The sequence below is a fragment of the Nautilia sp. genome, assembly GCF_053994455.1.
Map to the genome: position 1 here is coordinate 15,260 of NZ_JBMYAU010000055.1, position 17,957 is coordinate 33,216.

The following is a 17,957-nucleotide window of genomic DNA, read 5'->3' on the forward strand; positions in this document are numbered from 1 at the left end:
ATGATTGAACTGATAGTTATAGACGTGGACGGAACGTTGACGGACGGAAAAATATATTATTCCAACAGCAAAGACGAAATAAAGGCTTTTAACATAAAAGACGGTTTAATGATAAAAAGCTGGAACAGACTGGGTAAAAAAAGTGCCTTGATAACAGGCAGAACTTCGGATATAGTTGAAAAAAGAGCCAAAGAGCTTGATATATCCTACGTAAAACAGGGGATAAAAAACAAAAAGGACGTACTTGACGGAATTGTGGAGGAACTGGGTATAAGTTATTCCGAAGTTGCGGTTATAGGTGACGATATGAATGATCTTTCTATGTTGAAACTTGTAAAAAAATCGTTTGCCCCCTATGATGCGAATCCTTATGTTTACGATTTTGTGAATTATCCTTTGAAAAGAAACGGCGGAGAAGGTGCTGTGGCTGAAATGATAGAGATGATTTTAAAAGAAGACAAATTATACGATAAATTTCTGGAACTATGGTTAAAATAACGGTTTTCGGACTGCTTGTGCTGGGTATAATGTTTTACCCTTTGACGCTCGGAAACAGAATTACGGTAAACGGAAAAAAAATAAAAACCGTAAAACTGCCGGAAGTGGAGTTTGAAAAGGGCAATTTTTTAATATATGACACAGTTTTGGAAAAAAAAGGTAAATTCGACTTGTTGAAAATATACAAAAAAGAGTATATAGTTTATAATCTTAATATGGCGGATTTGATAAAGGCTGAAAATTACAAAGCATCTAAGACGGTATTTAAAAAAAGCTGTATAACCGGTTATAATGTGACATACAAAAACAGGGATTTGGAATTGATAACGAATAAAGCCTTTTACGATAAAAACAGAAAGATTTTAAAAGGGGGACAGTTCAGGCTTTATTCGAAGGACTACCGCGGAGTCGGAAGCAGTTTTGTGGTCAATTCCAAAAAAGATTTATATGCGCGTGACATAACATATTACTTAAAGGTTGGAAAATGAAAAAATTCTTAATTTTTTTTGTTTTGTTTTTTTCTTTCTCTTATGCCGAAGAACTGAAAGTAACAAGTAAATATTTTCATTATGATATGGCGAAAAAAGAGAGCATATTCAAAGGCGATGTAAATGCCACAAAGGGTAAGGACAATATACTTGCCGATAAGATGGTTGTATTTTTTGACAAAAATAAAAAACCGTTAAAGTTTGAAGCGGAGGGGAATGTAAGGTTTGTTATTTCCCTTGATGAAAATTCCACGTATAAGGGCAGAAGCGATATTTTAATATACCAGCTTCATAACGGAAATATCATTTTGCAGGGAAATGCCGAAATAATAAAAGTCCAAAGCAAAGAAAGCGTAAAAGGAAACAAAATAATATTAAACAGATTTACCAAAAACGCCGAGGTTATCGGAGGTAAAAAACCCGTTGAAATTATTATAAAGGTAAATGAATGAAAGTAAAATTTATTACGTCCGCCCCTTCCATAAGAGAAGCGATTGAACCTAATTTGACCGAAGTCGCACTGCTTGGGCGCAGCAATGTGGGTAAAAGCAGTTTTTTAAACGCCTTTACGAACCAGAAAATAGCCAAAACGTCGCAGACACCCGGAAAAACAAGGCTTATAAACTTTTTTGAAGTTGAAGAGGGTGACAAAAAATATGTTTTGGTGGATCTTCCCGGGTTCGGATATGCAAAAGTCAGCAAGTCGATGCTTAAAGAGTGGGGGAAAAACCTGGATGAATTTTTAAAAAACCGCTTTAATATAAAACTGTTTATACATTTAAGGGATGCGAGGCATCCGGACTTGGATATAGACAACAACGTAGACGAATATATTAATTCTTTTAAAAGGAAAGATCAGCAGCTTTTAACCGTTTTTACCAAAATAGACAAATTAAAACAGAGCGAACTTGCAAAACTTAAAAAAACGTATCCGGAGGCTCTGTTTGTTTCCAACATAAAAAAAAGAGGTTTTGATCGGGTAAAAGGAAAAATTAACGAAATACTGTGGGGTGTCGCCGATGAGTGACGTTTTAATAAAAAAACCGACGCTGAGGGAAATAATAGAAATACAGAGTGTTCTTGAACCTTATGTAAAAGAAGGAATTATTTTAAAAAGGGATGATGACGAAATAGCCACGAACATACGTTCGTATGTCGTCGCTTATAAAAGGGAAAAACCTGTCGGGGTTGCGGCGCTTCATATTTTTTCCCCTTTTTTGGGTGAAATAAGGTCGCTTGCGGTTGAAAAGGATTTTCAGGGGGAGGGAATCGGCAAATTTATTGTCGGCGTACTGCTGAAAGAAGCGAAATCTCTCGGGTTAAAAGAGGTGCTCGTATTAACTTATAAAAAGGAATTTTTTGAAAAACTTGGATTTATTGAAATTGAAAAAGAAGCTATTCCCGACAAGAAAATCTGGGCGGACTGTATAAAATGCAAATTTTTTCCGAACTGCAACGAAACGGCTCTGATAAAATATTTATAAGACTGCTGTTAATATATTTTGTTAATTTTTTCAGCAGCTTCAGCCCTTTTTTTCCTGTAATGCTGGGAGTTTTTTTGTTGTGCGAGAGTTATTTCGCCGCTCTTTTGTTTGTGGTGCTTTTTTCTTATTTTCACAACTTCGATATATTGTTTTTTGTTTTGCTGTATGTGTTAAATAAATTCGTTTTGCTTCAAAAACTGAAAGATGTCGTTGATTTTCATTATCAGGACGCCGTTTCCCTGTTTGTAATATATTTTTTTTTAGGAGTGTATCTGTTTGTTTTTACCGATTCGAACTCTTTTTTGTCGGTTATATACCTCATTTACAATTATGCTTTTGATTTGATTGTTATAAGGCTTTTGAAATGCGAACTAAAATCGTATTAGGCATAATATTTGTTTTTTATATGATACTTGTATACAGGGTTTACGACCTGAGTGTTAAATCCAATAAAAAATACAGTAAGCTGTCTTTGCAAAACAGGGAGAAAAAAATATTAATAGCTCCCGTAAGAGGAGTGATATATGACAGAAACGGAAATCCCGTAGCCTATAACGAACTGAGGTTCGACATATCGTTAAAACCGCATTTAAAATATGAGGATTTGCAAAATGCATTGGATGAAATCGGCGATATACTTGAGGATGTAAACAAAACACAGCTTTACGTATTGTATGAAAAAGAAAATTCCCCTTACAACCATAAACCGATTACGTTGATAAAATATGTAGATGAGGACAAAATATACAAAATTCAGCCTTTTTTAAGTCTTGATGATAATATTATAATAACACCGAGCTATCTTAGAAAATATCCGTATAAAGATGTGCTCTCAAACATTTTAGGATATGTCTCAAAAGCTAACGTACAGGATTTACAACACAATAAAACGATTGAACTGACTCAGATTTCGGGCAAAAGGGGAATAGAAAAATATTATGACGATATACTCCAGGGCGTACCCGGTGAAAAGACGGTTATAGTAAACGCGAGAAACGAAATTTTAAAAGAAATTTCTTTTAAAAAGCCTTTGTCACATACGTTAAAACTGAGCATAGACACCTCTTTACAGACGTTTATTTATAACGAACTTAAAAAAGAAAATAAAAAAGGCGCGGTAATTGTTATGAAAACGGACGGGGAAATTTTGGCGCTGGTGACATATCCCAGTTTTGATAACAATCTTTTTGTAAAAGGGATTAATTATAAAACGTGGAACAGACTGCTGCATAATATTTACCATCCGTTGCTTAATAAACCTGTAAGCGGCATATACCCTCCGGGCTCCACCGTCAAACCGGCGGAAGGGCTTATAGCGGCCGCAAGCGGCAAATGGAACCCGTGGAAAAAAATATTCTGTCCGGGATATATCGAAATAGGAAACAGAAAATTCAGGGACTGGAAAGAGGGCGGTCACGGGGAGGTTAATATGATAAAGGCGATAAAAAGAAGTGTCGACGTGTATTTTTATAAAGTCGGACTGAGGCTGGGCATAGATTATATAGCCGAACATTTAAAAAAAATGGGATTCGGACATAAAACCGGGATAGATTTGCCTAATGAAAAAAGAGGTATTGTGCCCGATAAGGAATGGAAAATAAAAAGATACCGTCAGCCGTGGTTTATAGGGGAAACGTTAAACGCGGTCATAGGGCAGGGGTATTTTCTCGCCACCCCGCTTCAGGTTGCCGTAAACACGGCTCTTATTGCAAGCGGGAAGCTGCCCAAGCCTTTTATTGTCAAATATATCGACTCTAACGAAACCGAACCGGTATTAAAAGACGTAATGACAAAAAAAGAAAAAAGTTATTTGGGACTTATAAGAAGGGGAATGTGGGAAGTGTGCAACTCTCCGGGAGGTACGGCCACAAATCATATAACAACCAAAGTGACTATCGCCGGTAAAACGGGGACCGCCCAGGTGTATTCCATACCTCAGGAAGTAAAAAGGAGAAAAAAAGAAGACGAGCTTAAATATTTTCACCGCTCGCACGCATGGCTTACGACATTCGGACCTTACAGGTCACCTCAGGTTGTCGTTACCGTTTTGATAGAACACGGAGGGCACGGGGGAAGTGCGGCCGGAGGTATTGTAAGCAAAATATACGACTATCTTGTGGATAAAGGTTATATAAAGCTTAAATAAGATATTTTGCAAATTCGTTTTTGTCTTTTTTTGAGGCTCGGAAAACATTTTTCCCGAGAATAACTTCCCCTTCTTTTTCACGGGTATAGCTGATAAGCATGTCGGCGGCTTGTTTTTTTATTTTTTCGGGCGCGTTTTTTTGGATAAGCCCGACGGGCCCCGGAAATCCTTTCGGATACATTTTTTCAAAAAGGTCTCCTCCGTATTCTTTAAGAACCGGATTTTCCTCCGCCTTTCTTGATATGATAATTTTTATTCCCTCTACGTTGAAATGTCTTCCGATTTTTAAGATTTCTATTTCATTCGGTGTTAGTGTAAGGGTTTTTGAAAAGTCTTTGAGTCTTTTGGAGAAATTTATATCCGTAAGAAGACATCCGCCTCCGGGACTCTCAAAATTTTCAAGTCCGTATTTTTTTGCAAGTTCGAGCTGTGTTTTTCTGTCCCTTCCGCTGATGGCTAAAAGTTTTTCCCTATCGACCCATCCTTCTTTTTCGGGTATTGTAGGAGGGAGCAGTTTTGCACTGAGAGGCCTTAACACCAGCCCTTCGGCATTTGCAAGTTTGTTTACGGCGTTAAGCGCCGGAAGCCTCTGGCTCATAGGTCTTTGTCCCACAACTTCCCCGCTGATTATAAATTTCGCATCCGTTTTTTTCATATACTCTTTAGCGACTCTTATCATATTGGCATGACAGTCTATGCAGGGGTTCATATTTTTACCGTAACCGTATACGGGATTGAAAAGTATCTCTTTGATATACTGTTCTTTGATATCCAAAACTGTAAGTTTTATTCCGAGTTCATCGGCAAGTTTTTGTAAATGTTCCGTTTTTTGTTTATTTGTTTCAAAACCTACGTCAATGTAAACGCCTTCGATTTCAATGTTTTGATCCTGGATAAGTTTAATGGCGAGGGCGGAATCCAGCCCTCCGCTAAACAATGCTATCGCTTTCAACAAGTTCTCCTTTTTTAAGTTGCTGTATTTTATAGTTTAGTTTTTTTAATCTGTGCATTTTTTCATCCGTGGGCAGGTTCGAGGTTTTTAGTTCTAGTACTTTTTGTTGATAATACGGTATCAAAAGTTTTATAATCTGTTTTTTCAAAGCTTCCGTATCCAGACACAGTACATTTTCCCTTAAAACTATATCCAGAAGTGCCGGATCTTCGAATTTTTCCTGATATACGAGCGAAAGTTCGTGCCGGTGTGTTTTAAAAGTTTCGGGAGTTAAATATTCTATTATTTCATCCATTATATGGGGGTTTTCGTAAAGTGTTTTTATAATGGACGCTTCGGCTATGTCTGTTTTTTTATTTTGTAAAATGTTTTTACGGGTTGTTTTAACCGTTAAAAATTTCGGAGATATCTGTAAAAACTGAGAGGCCTTGTTGACAAAGCTTTCCTGCAAAATCTCCGGCAAGGTAAAAATGTACTCTTTTAATTCGTCCGCGGCCTGTTTTTTTTGAACGGGGTTTTTTATGTCGTATTTTTTTATGGTGTAGTTTATAATGAAATCCGAAAAAGATATGGGGTTTTGAAAATATCCGTTTAAATCGTCCCCTTTTTTTACCACATCGGCGGGATCGAGCCCCTGCGGGAAAAGAACGACACCTCCTTCGAAAAATGAAGAGAAAAGAAGTTTCGAAGCTTTAAGAGCGGCGTTTATTCCGGCGCTGTCGCTGTCGTAAGAGAGTAAAACCCTGCAGGAAAGTTTTTTTAGCTGAGGGAGATGATCCGGTGTGAGTGCCGTGCCCAATGTGGCTATGGCGGTTTCGAAACCCGCCTGGTGAAGCATTATCACGTCCATATACCCTTCGACTATTACGGCTTCTTTTTTTCTTAAAATATGTTCCCTTGCAAAATTGAGTCCGTAAAACGTTTTTGATTTATTGAATATTTTTGTGTTCGTAAAATTTATGTATTTTGCCGGATGATTTGAAATGGTCCTGCCGCCCATTGCAATAATTTTACCGTTCTGTGAAAAAATGGGGAATGTTATTCTTTCTATAAGTCTCGGGTATTCTCCGTTTTCCGAAACAACGCCTAAAGAAACGAGATTTTTAATATTAAGATTGGCGTTTTTAAAAAACTGAAACTGTGTGCGTGTATCGGGTGCGTATCCGAGGGAAAACTTTTCGATGGTGGAATCTTTAACACCTCTTGTTTTAAGATATTCGTAAGCGTTTTTGTTTTTATACAGTTCCTGAATGTAAAACGAATTGACTTTTTCAAGCAGATCCGTTTTTAAAAAATTTTTTTCAGCGGTGTATTCGAGTTTGAAATTGTACAGGTTTGCGAGTTTTTCTATTGCTTCGGGATATGAAAGCTTTTCAATGTCCATTATGAATTTAATCGCGTCACCGCTTGCGCCGCATCCGAAACAGTGGTATATCTGTTTTGAGGGACTTACCACAAAACTTGGAGTTTTTTCGCTGTGAAAAGGGCAGAGAGCCTTATAGTTGCTTCCCTGTTTTTTCAGCTGAACGTAATTTCCTACAACATCAACAATATCGACTATGCTTTTAAGGTTTTCAATTGACTCGGGTTTAATCATAGTGAAATTATAGTAAAATTTTATAAAACCCGAAAGGAAAAATATGGATTTCAGAGACCCGCTTTTTAGTGTCATAATGTTTTTCGTTATTGTTCTTTTGAGTGTGCTTGTTACGATAGGGCTCGGAAAACTCAGGGAATATTTGAGGGAAAAAAAACTTGAAGAGTTTTTAAAAGATTTCGAATATATAAAAATAGAAAATCTTAAACTCGACGAAGCCTCGATAGACGCGCTTTATCTGCTTGCGAAGGCTTATGAGAAAGAAGGGGATTTCGAAAAATCGTTGAAAATATATCTTTGGATAAGTAAAAACATAAAAAGTATTGAAATTTTAAGGCATATAGCGACACTCTATTTTAAGGCCGGTTTTTTGGAAAAAGCAAAAAAAACGGCTTATCAGGTTTTAAATTCTAAACCGAGGGATGTCGAAACATTGAAACTTCTTATCCTGATAGATGAAAAACTCGGTAATTTAAAAGAAATCGTGGATGTTTTGGAAATATTTGAAGAATTGGAAATTTCCCTTCCCGAAGAAAAGGCCAATGCACTGTTTAAACTGAATCTTAAACAAAAATGTGATATTGATTTTTGCGCTGAAATAAACTCTCTTGAAGATGTGTATAAAAAATATCCTTGTACCGAGAGGGAATATTTAAAATATCTTTTTGCAAACAATGCTAAAAAAGCTTACGAATGCATCCCTTTGCATAAAGTGTATGAGTATATAGATTTATTCTGGTATAGAAGCGATATTCCTTATGAAAAGAAATTTTTAAATATTTTGGCGGCAAAACATAAAAATGTAAGATGTAATGAAAAAGCCCCGTTTGAAATAGAGGTTTTAAAGCAGCTAAAAACCGATTTTGCGGATTTACAATTTGAATATGTATGCGGCCACTGTAAAAAAGTTTTTCCTCTTTATTCCACCCGATGTCCTAACTGTCACAGATTGTTCGAACAAAAACTTATATTAAGCGTTACGGAAAAAAAAGATCTGAAAGATATTGAATTTTAGGCATACCTGTAAGCCGGGTTCTGTTTATGAGAGTATTTGTCTCGGCGCACACCTTGCGGTGCCGCTCATGCGAAGGGTAGTGTCGCAAGGCTTTACCGTCCCTTCTTGCTGCGGGGTGGGTTTACCGTGACGGAATATGTCGCCATATTCCCGGTGAGCTCTTACCTCACCTTTTCACCCTTGCCTGTGGTCTAAGACCCATCGGCGGTTTGTTTTCTGTGGCACTTTCCCTCGCCTTTCGGCGGCAGTCCGTTAGACTGACCCCTGCCTTGCCGCAGCCCGGACTTTCCTCTGGTTTCCCAGCACTCTCTCGGTATGCCTATATATAATTATATCATATTTTAGAGGCACAGATGTATTCGCACTCCTCTAAAACTTCAGCATTATGCTCCTCACCCGGAGGGACTTTTAATATGTCGCCCGTTTTTAAGTGATATGTTTTGTTTTTTGTGTTTATTATCATTTCTCCTTTTATCATAATTCTTATTTCTTCATAAGGATGCGTGTGCCAGTCGTAATATGTACCTTTTGAATCCGACCAGATAAATATGTTTTTATAACCCTCTTTTTCAAGGTTTTTTATAACTGCGTTTACATCCATAAACTCTCCTTGAATTTTTTAAAATTTTACCTAAAACACGAGGAAACTCTTGACATTGAAAAATAATTTTTATACAATTTCATCACTTCAAGCGATGGGCTGTCGCCAAGCGGTAAGGCAGCGGACTTTGACTCCGTCATTCGGAGGTTCGAATCCTCCCAGCCCAGCCACTTTTTGACGCGGGGTAGAGCAGCCTGGTAGCTCGTCGGGCTCATAACCCGAAGGTCGCAGGTTCAAATCCTGCCCCCGCAACCAAGATTCAGGGTTTTTTCGCAATACATAATCCTCATTAATATATTTGTTAAATATATAGTATTTGTCAATTAATATTTCAAGATCTTCTTCATCATTAAACGGATTATCAAATTCATCAAGAATCTGCCGTTCATATTCCCAAAGTTCCCATTTAGACATTTTTGTTAGAGGTTTTTGAATATTTGTAAGGTCTATATATCTATCGGAATACTGAAATCCTATTAATTTACCATTGTCGTTATAAACTTTTATAAGCTCTTCTTTTTTCTTCCAGGATAATTTAACAACATCACTTGATTTAGTATAAACCTGCTCTCTTTTAGACCAAATAAGACAAGAACCAAGTATATCATCGTTATAAAATATCTCAGTAATTTGTCTGGTAATAGGTTCCATCCAATATTCAATTTTTCCGGATTTAACCAAATAAGTTAATTCATTAAGGGTATATAAACCGTTAAATTTACGATATAAATCAATTCTCACAAAATTTCGGGACATAGAAAAACGCCTAATTCCCCAACGAATATACCAAAGAGCAAGAGGAGAATATTGAAATAATTTAGTATTTTCAAATCTGTAATCATCTATATTTTTAAGAATATATTTAATCATATAATTTACTGGATTTAATATATTAGCTTGAATATCATACTGAATTTTTAATTTTTGAGAACATAAAAAAATAAAATTACGCCAGAATTTACAAACATTTTCAGGTGGAATATAAAACATTGCATGTAAATGAGGATCACCAGTTTTATGCGGCTCAATAACCTTAAAATATAACCTTTTGTTTTTAGGAATATCACGAAAAGCCCTTAAATTCATAATTTGCTTAAAATATTTTGACAATATTTCAACCAAATCTTTAGGAGTTAAATTTTCATTTTCCGGATTAAAATTATTATTTTTAACTTTAACTTCTTTACCATTAGGCAATTTAACAAATTTATATTTATGATATTCGGAAGGTAAAGTTAAAGTAATAAAAATAGGAACCAAATTTAAAGATTTTGCGTAATTATATTGTGAATAAATACGATGTTTTATCTCGCTAATATATCTATGAGGATTAATATACCAATTACTAACAACCTGGGATAAAACAGCATCACGACCATCGGGCAAAGTTATAAATTGATTATCAAGAAAAAACTTAGCTCTTTCTATTTTTTCAATAGCAAACTGAATATCATCTTTTTTTAATCCGTAATCATATTTATATCTTCCAAATTTATCTAAAATTTCCATTACATTCATATTTTTAACCCCCTAAAAAATTTTGACGAAATTACTTTATAAATGGTCAAGAGGCAAAAACACCCCTCCGCCTTGCGGTGCGTCCTCACGGGCGCTCCTCAGGCGTTTTGGTGTTTTTGCGATAAACTTCAAGTAAAGATTGTATAATTATCATTCCGCTTCCTCAAAAAGTTCTTCTATTTCAAATAAATTTTTTCTTAAGGAACACTCTAATATATGTTTTCCAAACATATTATTCACTTCGTTCCTGATTAACTGCTGTTTTCTGACGCCCTTGTATTTTGACAAATCAAATCCTTTAAAAGAAGATACTTTTGTGTATTCTATTTTTTTATCTTTTTCCGTCCTAAACGGGTCTATTGTAAAGTTACACCAAAACAAATGCCTGTCTAACTCGTAATTAGGACGTATAAGCGGTTGATAATAAGGTTTTACATTTTCAACAACCCACTTCCCCTTATGAAAATTTTGCAGAAAAATAATAATTTGATACAAACTCATATCCGGATAAACAGGTTTTGTTTTGCCTATATCGCACCCGAATTTTCTAACTCTCGAATGCGACTGACAGGGCGGGGAAGCCCAGATAAAATCGAATTTATCGTAATTTTCAAGCAGGTATTCCTTTGCGTCCGCTACTACTACATTGTCATTCGGAAATCTGTCTTTGTAAATTTGTGCAATTTTTTCATCAATCTCTATCGCAGTTATTTCAAAATCCCCGAGTTCATCCCAAAAAACACGATTTCCGCCTATTCCGGAATATAAATTTAAGATTTTCTTTTTACTAAAATAAGCCATTGCTATTTCCTTTTAAAATAATCAGTTGAGATATAAAAACTAAAACTTAAATCTTCAACAGATTTTTTGTTTTTTTGAAACAAAATACCGATAACCGGAACATCTTTCAAAACCGGAACTCCGGATTCTTCATCAATTTTCGTTACGGTTCTGAGTCCGGCAATCAGATAATTATCAGATTTTTTAGTTAACTGAATATGTGTATTAAAATGTTTGGTATCTGTTATGGGTTTGTCATCATCGTAAGAAACAATACTCTGCAGATAAATATCCATATCAAAATCAATACTTTCATCTGTAATATAAACATTTTTTATATAAATTTTAAGTCCGATGTCTTTATATTTTAAATCAGTTTGCGTTACTGGATTTCCGTCTTTGTCGGTAGTTACGGATTTAGTAATATAAGGAATGGAATGAACGCTTTCAAGAGTGTAGTTATTAGAATCAATAAGCAAAATCGTAGGCTTTGATATAGTTTCGGCCGCACCTTTTGAATTTAAGAATTTAATAAAAGAGGAAAAGTCAAAAACGGCGGAAGAAGAAACGGAAGCGGTATCGGTTACAAAGTCAAAAAGTAAAGATGAATGAAAAGGGCTTTTTACATTAAGCTCGCTGCCAATTTCTTTAGCCTTTTTATTATTGATAACTGTAATAAGAAAATTTATTTTAGCTTTTTTATAAGAAGACTGAAACATATTTACGGCTGTTCTTATTTTATAGTAATCAACCGGGGTACAGGTTATAAGCAAACGATTCTGAAAAATTTGAAATTTGTAAGAAGGATAAAAATTTTTTAAATAATCGCTAAGAACTTTTTTAGGAACGTAGTTAAACCTAATTACGAAATTTTCAAGTTTAAGACTGTGTTTGAGAGGAAGTTTCTTATAAATCAAAATAGTGGAATTGTTTATTATTTTATAATTAAGTTTTTTTGACTGGAGAATGGTAAAAAAAGAAGTGAGAATATCATTTTTTTTCATATCGTCACGAGGCATAAAAACGCTGAAATTTGTCGGAACCTCTTCAGAAACAACAATATTATAATTCGTATGATAAGATACATAATTGCAAAAAGTTGCAAAATCAGCCTGTTTAAGATCATAAGCAAATAACAAACTATTTATGAGAATTAAAAGGAAGAATATTATCTTTTTCATCTTGTTTACCCCCGTAAGCGTTTTGATTAGGATTGAATTTAGATAAATCCAAATTCGTAGCCAAATAAAGAGTCTTTCCGTAAGAAGTGGTAATTTCATAAAAAATCTTAGTATCTGAAATTTTTGGAAGGGTTTTAATTAAATAATAAGATACGGAAAATTGATTGTTTACAATACACTTTAATTTAAAACAGTATAATTTGTAAAAAAACTGATAATCGGTAATATCATCAGAAGAATCATTAACATTTTTACGATAAGAATAATTAGTATGTTTTTTTTCATTTTTAACAATTTCATTTTTTTTATTAATAGAATGAAATGTGTTTATATGCTCAGGAATATTTTTCGAACAACTTATAAAAGAACCGCAAGAAATATAGTTTGTAATTCCTTTATACAAGAAGTAAAGAATAATTAAGGCAATAAAAAGAGGAATTAAAAGTTTTGAAACAAGTGTTTTTTGTATTTTATTAGAGCCGGAATTATATAATTCGGCAATTTTTTTATCAAACTTTAGTTTTTCCTTTCCGACATAATTAGATTTATATTCTTTCCAACTTGCATATAATTTATAAACAAACACTTTGGAAAACAGTCTTTTAGAAGGATTAATACCGATGTACATATTTTCTACAAATGCAAGATATTTCCTATTGATAAGAGATTTGTTTTGGGTAATAAGATACATATCAATATCAAAGTGCCTATGATAAGATAAAAATCTTAACATTTTTGGATCGGTAGATTCAGTAAAATAAAGATGACATTCATCTAAAATTATTAAAGAATGTTCATATTTTTCAAAAAGTTTTAATTTGCCTCTTACATAAGAATCATAATCCGTAATAATTTTCTTTTTTGGTTTAAACATCTGTTTTAATAAATTTAAGGAAGTTTCCGGAGAAAAATTATAAACTTCAAAAGTAAATAAATTATTATTTTTAAATTTTTCGGATAGGATATAATCTTTTTCTATTCTTTTTAAAAGATCATCCAATACAAGAGGTTTTACAAAATCTTTTTTAATTTTGTCGCATTTTTTAAAATTAAGATTAATATTTGTAAAAATTTTCTGATATTTAGGATTTTTTGAAATTAATTGCTCATATATAAAGTTAACCGAAAAATATGTTTTTCCGCTTCCTGGAACACCTGTTATTAGGTAGATCATTTTAATCCACCGTTCTTAATGTTTCGTTTAATTTAGATGATATAGTCATAGATGTATGAGCAATAATTTTGGCAATCTTTACACCAAAATATGTAAAATACAATGTAATAAACAATGCGAAAGCAGAAGATATGGCCGAAGAAAGACCGGTTGCATTCATAATACCCAAAAAAGCGTTCCAAACTGAATTTAGTGAAGAATCACTAAAAGATATTTCATTATAGGAATTTAATATATCATGAAATTTATTAAAAAGTAAAACAAAAAAAGAGGCTAATAATAAGTAAGCAGAAATATACAAAGTAACAGCTGAAACAGTTAAAGTGGTTGCAGTTATTTTTAAAGGAAATAAAGCGGCAGATTTTGCTTTGCCGCTTGCAAAAAAATCAACAAGCCAACCTATAGCATTAATAATCCAAGCCATTACTTATCCTCCTTTAAAATAACGAGTTTTAAAAAATATTTAATAACTAAAAAATTGAAAACAAAAGTAAAAAATAAAGATAAAATAGGACGGTAAGGCAATATAAAAGAACAAAAATCAACATCAAATTTTCTACCAAACAAAGTAGCGGAAATAGGGCACGTTGTAGAATCTGACTGAAAAACAGTTAATTTATAATTATCTTTTTTTAACATTCCAGAAACCTGAGAAAAAGAATTTTTAATATTTTCTAAATCATTACCAATATTATTAAAAAAATCTCCAAACTGAGAAATAAAAGAATCAGTATCCGGATCAGAACCGTTAACACTAAAATTACTATCAGGCGTCATGTTTTTTAAATCTTCGAGTTTTTGATTAATACTGTCTAATCTCTCTTCTACATTAGACATATCTACATTTACAGTTGATGTAGTAACATTATTAGTAATATTTGTTGTTGAAGAATCACCACAGCCTGAAATACAATTAGCACCAGCTGCAGTATTATCAGAAGTATGATATTTCAAAACACAATTACCATAAGTAGGATATGTAATCGTAAAACAAGTATAACCGTCAACAGTTGAAGAAGTAACTTGAACACCGATTTGTTTATATATTGAGCAAGGATCTGGACAACTATTATCAGAGCTCTGGTTATTATCAGAGGTATCACCGGAATCGTTGTTGTTATCAGAATCGGAAGTATCACCGGAAGATAAATTTGAATCGTCAGCAGAATCGGAAATATTATTATCATCAGAAGTTATATTATTATCAATAGGATTAGTTTCATTTGAATCTGTCACATTAGAATCAGTAGTATTATCATTCGGATAAATACACATAGAAATATTAAAATCAGAAGAAAAATTAATTGTAATGGACGTATCCGGTGCAGAAGAACAAGTATAATTTCCATCGGGCAAAATTCCGTCGTGAGCAGCACAATAATCTTTCAAAAGTTGAAGTACCTGAGAACAATCTTTACAAGTTATATTATATTCACCATTCAAACAAGACATATTAGCAACAAAATCCAGACTAATACATTTTTCCAAAGCAAGCTTTATTAAAGTTTCATAATCACAAGAAGGTTTACATTCTTCCGTAGAATAATTATATGAATAACCTGGTTCACATATAAATATTGTATAAGGATAAAACCATAATCCAATTCCACTAGTACATTCAGAACGATAATCAAAATGAAGATAATAAGAATTAACAATTTGATGATTAGAATCATAGTGAACAAGAATTTCATCATTATATATTTTATCAACACAATTAGGATAAGAAGGAGAACCTAATAAATCAGAAGAAGGAAAAGAATCAGCAGAATAATAACACTGTGTAACAATAGAACCATCAGAAACCGAAGTACAACCAAGAGGAAATAGATAATCATTGGCTAATAGAAAATTAAAAAATATTAAAAATATCAATATTAATTTTTTCAATTTTAATTCCTAAAAAGATTTATTGCAGCAATCGGCAACATTATTCCAATTGTTATAATTACAAACATTTGAAAAAAGTAATCGAATGCAGGTATTCCGAGCATTTTTAATCCTTTTTATTTCGCTGTCGCTGTTTTTGCAAGTCCCCGGCGCCTTCTCGGCGGGAGTGCGCCAGTTTACCCGTTCCCGATTTTTCCCGCTTTTTTGCGGTCGCTGGTTGCCGTTAACCATTATTCATGGACGGCAACCGCGAAAAAAGCCGAAAAATCTGGAACGGTTTGCCTGTGCGCTTTTATTAAGTAACAGCGCGTATAAAACCGAACATAACTATAAATCCAATTAAAATACCGCTTAAACCGTATAAAAAATTAGTCTGAGGATATGTAGTTCCGAATTTTGGATCTATAATTATGTCCGCTGTCCATTTATAAGAATATTGTTTTAATTTATAAAGATCTTTATCACTAATATAACGAATATCATCTAATTGTTTAATTGAAATTATTCCACCATTATCGCGGTTATAAAATCTTTCGTTTAAAATATTATTTACATCAGTAGAGTTTCTTAATATTCCGTATAAAGTATTGTAATCAGCGTGATTAACTAAAAGGAGTGTCATATTTTCTTCAATATCTGTAAAATATACGCCGGAATATGTTCCTTCGGCAAACAAAAAAGTTAAAAAAAGAAAAAAGGGAAGAACGGTTTTTTTCATTTTCCCTTAACTTTTTAGGAAAGATTTCGCATTTCTCGCAAGCATTACAACAATAGTAACACCAATAGCAAGACCAACAGCAGCGTAAAATTCAGTAAAATCAGGTGTAATGTCTTTACCGTAAACAGTGTCAGCAAAACCTGCAACAGCAAGTAAACCTAAAAAAAATGGAACAAACATTGCTTTTTTCATTTTTTTCCTCCTAAATGAATTTGCCCAAAGGGCTAATTAAATGCTTTTTAAAGCACTTAGTTAGTCCTTTTCAATAAATTTAAAAAGCGGAAGCAAATAATTGTTATAAATAAAATCCCTCTCTTCTTTAGTAGGATACATCCATAATACGTTATCATTCAAAGTCTGAAACTTAATATAATAACTTCCGGTTTTTTTACTGGGAATGTCGGGAACATAAATCCCGACAACGTGTTGAAGATTAACCGGATTAAAATAATTGCGTTTATCATAGACAAAATTACTTAACATAATATTCTTTCTCCTATTTTGGTTTATTTATTGCAAGATCAAAAGGATTCTTATCAAAAATAAGATATTGCATATCAGCATTCGGAAAAATATAATTTCCGTTCTTAGTAGTTAAAGACGTATAAGGTATTGCAATAAATTTACCTTTGTAACCCATTAAAGTCATATAATGATCAATAGGAAACTGCACGTTTTCAGATACGGTAACCGGAAAACCTTCATTATCCTGAAGCTGATTAAAAACATTTACCAACGTAAAAGTCTGAGATGTACCATCGCTTTTATTTCTTGTTTGCTGTTTAACTCCCATAATCTGTCCAATAAGAAATGTTGTCATTTTAAACCCCTTTATGTTTTTTATACCCCCGTTTTGCGAGGAACAGAAGTCGGGGGTACAACTCCTGCTCCGGTAAATCCCTCCCCAGCCACCCACAAATTTAAGCGGTTATAAGATATTCACCGCTTTTTTTTCTTACTTTTAATCCCAATTTTTTTGCTTTAGTTTTTATTTTTTTGATAAGATATTTATCATCAGTAGAAAAACAAAGTTTTTCACAATTACCACCGTGGGCAAAATCAAAACCTAAATCAAAATCCAAATAAAGTAAATAATTGTCCATAATTTTTAAATTATTCATATCTCACCCCCTGTAACAGAATTTAAAATTTTTTCAGCAACTCTTTTTGAAATTTCAGCACGTGGATTAATATACCTTTGAGTTATCTCGATAGATGTATGACCAAGAGTATATGAAACATCTTCAACACTTAAACCTAAAGAATTAATAGCATAAGACGCCACTAAGTGTCTTATGTCATGAATTCTCATTTTTTTATCTATATTTGCAAGTTTTAGAAGTTTTTTAAACTGTTTGCGAATGTCTTTTATTTTTTCACAAGTCATGGAAGAGGGGAAAACATAATTTGAACCCGGACATTCAACATTATTAAGAATTTTTTGTTTTATAAGAATATCTTCAAGTATATCAGTCATCTGATAAGCCATTAATTTTTTTGCTTTATTGATTTTCGGAGGAATAAAATACTGTTTTTTTTCAAAATCCATATAATCCCAGGTAAGTGATAAAACTTCGTTAAGTCTTCTACCGTGAAGCAGAAAAGTAAAAATTCCCCTGAATTTTTGATTTGGATAATTTATTGCAGTATAAATGAATCTTTTTATTTCTTCATCGGTAAAATTAAAATAGATCCTATTATCAAACTGTGGTAATTGGACAAATTCAAAAGGATTTTTTTCACAATATTCATTCATCATTGCATATTTGTAAAGCACCTTAAAAATATCAACAATGTTTTTAACAGTCTTTGGCTGGAGACCTTTATCAAGAAGTTCGTTAACAAATAATTGTGCATCTTTATATTTAAAATCTGTTATAATAATATGACCATATTTATGCCCGAAGTGTGTTTT

At 33.2% G+C, this 17,957-nt stretch carries 21 protein-coding genes, 2 tRNA genes, 1 other RNA gene and 1 pseudogene; 10 read left to right on the forward strand and 15 right to left on the reverse strand.

What is annotated here, in order from left to right:
* The 7 genes from ACXJIE_RS03765 to mrdA all read left to right on the forward strand — a co-directional run bounded on the left by ACXJIE_RS03765 (position 1) and on the right by mrdA (position 4,616).
* Positions 1-498 (forward strand): KdsC family phosphatase, encoded by a 498-nt coding sequence (locus ACXJIE_RS03765; protein ID WP_456479639.1) that lies wholly within the window; start codon positions 1-3, stop codon positions 496-498.
* Positions 486-986: a hypothetical protein gene (locus ACXJIE_RS03770; protein WP_456479640.1), complete on the forward strand. Its 501-nt coding sequence runs from the start codon at positions 486-488 to the stop codon at positions 984-986. Before ACXJIE_RS03765 ends, ACXJIE_RS03770 begins: the two co-directional genes overlap by 13 nt.
* Positions 983-1,438, forward strand: coding sequence for a lipopolysaccharide transport periplasmic protein LptA (gene lptA, locus ACXJIE_RS03775; protein WP_456479641.1), 456 nt, complete (start codon positions 983-985; stop codon positions 1,436-1,438). The genes ACXJIE_RS03770 and lptA overlap by 4 nt, the downstream gene beginning before the upstream one ends.
* Entirely contained in the window at positions 1,435-2,013 is a 579-nt protein-coding gene (gene yihA / locus ACXJIE_RS03780; RefSeq protein WP_456479642.1) for a ribosome biogenesis GTP-binding protein YihA/YsxC, read from the forward strand. The genes lptA and yihA overlap by 4 nt, the downstream gene beginning before the upstream one ends.
* A complete protein-coding gene (locus tag ACXJIE_RS03785; protein WP_456479643.1) occupies positions 2,006-2,470 on the forward strand; it encodes an N-acetyltransferase in 465 nt (154 codons plus the stop codon). The genes yihA and ACXJIE_RS03785 overlap by 8 nt, the downstream gene beginning before the upstream one ends.
* 77 nt (positions 2,471-2,547) lie before the next feature.
* Positions 2,548-2,856 carry a hypothetical protein gene (locus tag ACXJIE_RS03790; protein WP_456479644.1) on the forward strand — a complete coding sequence of 103 codons (309 nt, stop codon included), beginning with the start codon at positions 2,548-2,550 and terminating at the stop codon, positions 2,854-2,856.
* On the forward strand, positions 2,835-4,616 hold the full coding sequence (gene mrdA, locus ACXJIE_RS03795; RefSeq protein WP_456479645.1) for a penicillin-binding protein 2: 1,782 nt from the start codon (positions 2,835-2,837) through the stop codon (positions 4,614-4,616). Before ACXJIE_RS03790 ends, mrdA begins: the two co-directional genes overlap by 22 nt.
* On the opposite strand, the gene ACXJIE_RS03800 is transcribed toward mrdA, so the two are convergent.
* Both ACXJIE_RS03800 and dnaG read right to left on the reverse strand, forming a co-directional pair.
* Positions 4,609-5,568, reverse strand: coding sequence for an argininosuccinate synthase domain-containing protein (locus tag ACXJIE_RS03800; RefSeq protein ID WP_456479646.1), 960 nt, complete (start codon positions 5,566-5,568; stop codon positions 4,609-4,611). The genes mrdA and ACXJIE_RS03800 overlap by 8 nt on opposite strands.
* Positions 5,546-7,165: a DNA primase gene (dnaG, locus tag ACXJIE_RS03805; protein ID WP_456479647.1), complete on the reverse strand. Its 1,620-nt coding sequence runs from the start codon at positions 7,163-7,165 to the stop codon at positions 5,546-5,548. Before dnaG ends, ACXJIE_RS03800 begins: the two co-directional genes overlap by 23 nt.
* 43 nt (positions 7,166-7,208) lie before the next feature.
* Between dnaG and ACXJIE_RS03810 the strand changes: the two genes are divergently transcribed.
* The gene (locus ACXJIE_RS03810) at positions 7,209-8,180 is read left to right on the forward strand and encodes a tetratricopeptide repeat protein (protein WP_456479648.1); all 972 of its coding nucleotides are present in this window, start codon (positions 7,209-7,211) and stop codon (positions 8,178-8,180) included.
* Here the strand turns inward: ACXJIE_RS03810 and rnpB are convergent.
* Positions 8,174-8,502: RNase P RNA component class A (gene rnpB, locus ACXJIE_RS03815), an RNA gene on the reverse strand. The two genes, ACXJIE_RS03810 and rnpB, sit on opposite strands and share 7 nt — an antisense overlap.
* A gap of 12 nt (positions 8,503-8,514) precedes the next feature.
* Positions 8,515-8,781: a cupin domain-containing protein gene (locus ACXJIE_RS03820; protein ID WP_456479649.1), complete on the reverse strand. Its 267-nt coding sequence runs from the start codon at positions 8,779-8,781 to the stop codon at positions 8,515-8,517.
* A gap of 95 nt (positions 8,782-8,876) precedes the next feature.
* Between ACXJIE_RS03820 and ACXJIE_RS03825 the strand changes: the two genes are divergently transcribed.
* Both ACXJIE_RS03825 and ACXJIE_RS03830 read left to right on the forward strand, forming a co-directional pair.
* A tRNA-Gln gene (locus tag ACXJIE_RS03825) sits at positions 8,877-8,951 on the forward strand.
* 8 nt (positions 8,952-8,959) lie between these two features.
* Positions 8,960-9,036, forward strand: a tRNA-Met gene (locus tag ACXJIE_RS03830).
* A gap of 594 nt (positions 9,037-9,630) precedes the next feature.
* Here the strand turns inward: ACXJIE_RS03830 and ACXJIE_RS03835 are convergent.
* The 11 genes and pseudogenes from ACXJIE_RS03835 to ACXJIE_RS03885 all read right to left on the reverse strand — a co-directional run.
* Positions 9,631-10,299, reverse strand: a pseudogene (locus ACXJIE_RS03835) (replication endonuclease); the annotation flags it as partial.
* A 150-nt stretch (positions 10,300-10,449) separates the two neighbouring features.
* Complete coding sequence (locus ACXJIE_RS03840) at positions 10,450-11,100, reverse strand: DNA cytosine methyltransferase (RefSeq protein WP_456479650.1); 651 nt, start codon at positions 11,098-11,100, stop codon at positions 10,450-10,452.
* A 2-nt stretch (positions 11,101-11,102) separates the two neighbouring features.
* On the reverse strand, positions 11,103-12,260 hold the full coding sequence (locus tag ACXJIE_RS03845; RefSeq protein ID WP_456479651.1) for a type II secretion system protein GspD: 1,158 nt from the start codon (positions 12,258-12,260) through the stop codon (positions 11,103-11,105).
* Positions 12,220-13,434: a zonular occludens toxin domain-containing protein gene (locus tag ACXJIE_RS03850; protein WP_456479652.1), complete on the reverse strand. Its 1,215-nt coding sequence runs from the start codon at positions 13,432-13,434 to the stop codon at positions 12,220-12,222. Before ACXJIE_RS03850 ends, ACXJIE_RS03845 begins: the two co-directional genes overlap by 41 nt.
* A 1-nt stretch (position 13,435) precedes the next feature.
* Entirely contained in the window at positions 13,436-13,858 is a 423-nt protein-coding gene (locus tag ACXJIE_RS03855) for a hypothetical protein (RefSeq protein WP_456479653.1), read from the reverse strand.
* Positions 13,858-15,324: a hypothetical protein gene (locus ACXJIE_RS03860; RefSeq protein ID WP_456479654.1), complete on the reverse strand. Its 1,467-nt coding sequence runs from the start codon at positions 15,322-15,324 to the stop codon at positions 13,858-13,860. The genes ACXJIE_RS03855 and ACXJIE_RS03860 overlap by 1 nt, the downstream gene beginning before the upstream one ends.
* A 295-nt stretch (positions 15,325-15,619) precedes the next feature.
* Complete coding sequence (locus ACXJIE_RS03865; RefSeq protein ID WP_456479655.1) at positions 15,620-16,042, reverse strand: hypothetical protein; 423 nt, start codon at positions 16,040-16,042, stop codon at positions 15,620-15,622.
* A gap of 6 nt (positions 16,043-16,048) precedes the next feature.
* A complete protein-coding gene (locus ACXJIE_RS03870) occupies positions 16,049-16,234 on the reverse strand; it encodes a hypothetical protein (RefSeq protein WP_456479656.1) in 186 nt (61 codons plus the stop codon).
* Positions 16,235-16,538: 304 nt separating this feature from the next.
* On the reverse strand, positions 16,539-16,862 hold the full coding sequence (locus ACXJIE_RS03875; RefSeq protein WP_456479657.1) for a hypothetical protein: 324 nt from the start codon (positions 16,860-16,862) through the stop codon (positions 16,539-16,541).
* Positions 16,863-16,962: 100 nt separating this feature from the next.
* Complete coding sequence (locus ACXJIE_RS03880; RefSeq protein WP_456479658.1) at positions 16,963-17,163, reverse strand: hypothetical protein; 201 nt, start codon at positions 17,161-17,163, stop codon at positions 16,963-16,965.
* Positions 17,160-17,957 (reverse strand): tyrosine-type recombinase/integrase (locus ACXJIE_RS03885; protein WP_456479659.1); only part of this gene is annotated, 798 nt, incomplete at its 5' end. The genes ACXJIE_RS03880 and ACXJIE_RS03885, both read right to left, overlap by 4 nt.

What these genes read in the sequence shown, in the direction of transcription:
- ACXJIE_RS03855 (WP_456479653.1), bottom strand. Translation starts at nt 13,858, where the DNA reads ATGGCTTGGATTATTAATGCTATAGGTTGGCTTGTTGATTTTTTTGCA.
- ACXJIE_RS03865 (WP_456479655.1), bottom strand. Translation starts at nt 16,042, where the DNA reads ATGAAAAAAACCGTTCTTCCCTTTTTTCTTTTTTTAACTTTTTTGTTT.
- dnaG (WP_456479647.1), bottom strand. Translation starts at nt 7,165, where the DNA reads ATGATTAAACCCGAGTCAATTGAAAACCTTAAAAGCATAGTCGATATT.
- ACXJIE_RS03875 (WP_456479657.1), bottom strand. Translation starts at nt 16,862, where the DNA reads ATGACAACATTTCTTATTGGACAGATTATGGGAGTTAAACAGCAAACA.
- ACXJIE_RS03785 (WP_456479643.1), top strand. Translation starts at nt 2,006, where the DNA reads ATGAGTGACGTTTTAATAAAAAAACCGACGCTGAGGGAAATAATAGAA.
- ACXJIE_RS03765 (WP_456479639.1), top strand. Translation starts at nt 1, where the DNA reads ATGATTGAACTGATAGTTATAGACGTGGACGGAACGTTGACGGACGGA.
- ACXJIE_RS03840 (WP_456479650.1), bottom strand. Translation starts at nt 11,100, where the DNA reads ATGGCTTATTTTAGTAAAAAGAAAATCTTAAATTTATATTCCGGAATA.
- ACXJIE_RS03850 (WP_456479652.1), bottom strand. Translation starts at nt 13,434, where the DNA reads ATGATCTACCTAATAACAGGTGTTCCAGGAAGCGGAAAAACATATTTT.
- ACXJIE_RS03810 (WP_456479648.1), top strand. Translation starts at nt 7,209, where the DNA reads ATGGATTTCAGAGACCCGCTTTTTAGTGTCATAATGTTTTTCGTTATT.
- yihA (WP_456479642.1), top strand. Translation starts at nt 1,435, where the DNA reads ATGAAAGTAAAATTTATTACGTCCGCCCCTTCCATAAGAGAAGCGATT.
- ACXJIE_RS03820 (WP_456479649.1), bottom strand. Translation starts at nt 8,781, where the DNA reads ATGGATGTAAACGCAGTTATAAAAAACCTTGAAAAAGAGGGTTATAAA.
- ACXJIE_RS03870 (WP_456479656.1), bottom strand. Translation starts at nt 16,234, where the DNA reads ATGAAAAAAGCAATGTTTGTTCCATTTTTTTTAGGTTTACTTGCTGTT.
- ACXJIE_RS03770 (WP_456479640.1), top strand. Translation starts at nt 486, where the DNA reads ATGGTTAAAATAACGGTTTTCGGACTGCTTGTGCTGGGTATAATGTTT.
- ACXJIE_RS03845 (WP_456479651.1), bottom strand. Translation starts at nt 12,260, where the DNA reads ATGAAAAAGATAATATTCTTCCTTTTAATTCTCATAAATAGTTTGTTA.
- mrdA (WP_456479645.1), top strand. Translation starts at nt 2,835, where the DNA reads ATGCGAACTAAAATCGTATTAGGCATAATATTTGTTTTTTATATGATA.
- ACXJIE_RS03880 (WP_456479658.1), bottom strand. Translation starts at nt 17,163, where the DNA reads ATGAATAATTTAAAAATTATGGACAATTATTTACTTTATTTGGATTTT.
- lptA (WP_456479641.1), top strand. Translation starts at nt 983, where the DNA reads ATGAAAAAATTCTTAATTTTTTTTGTTTTGTTTTTTTCTTTCTCTTAT.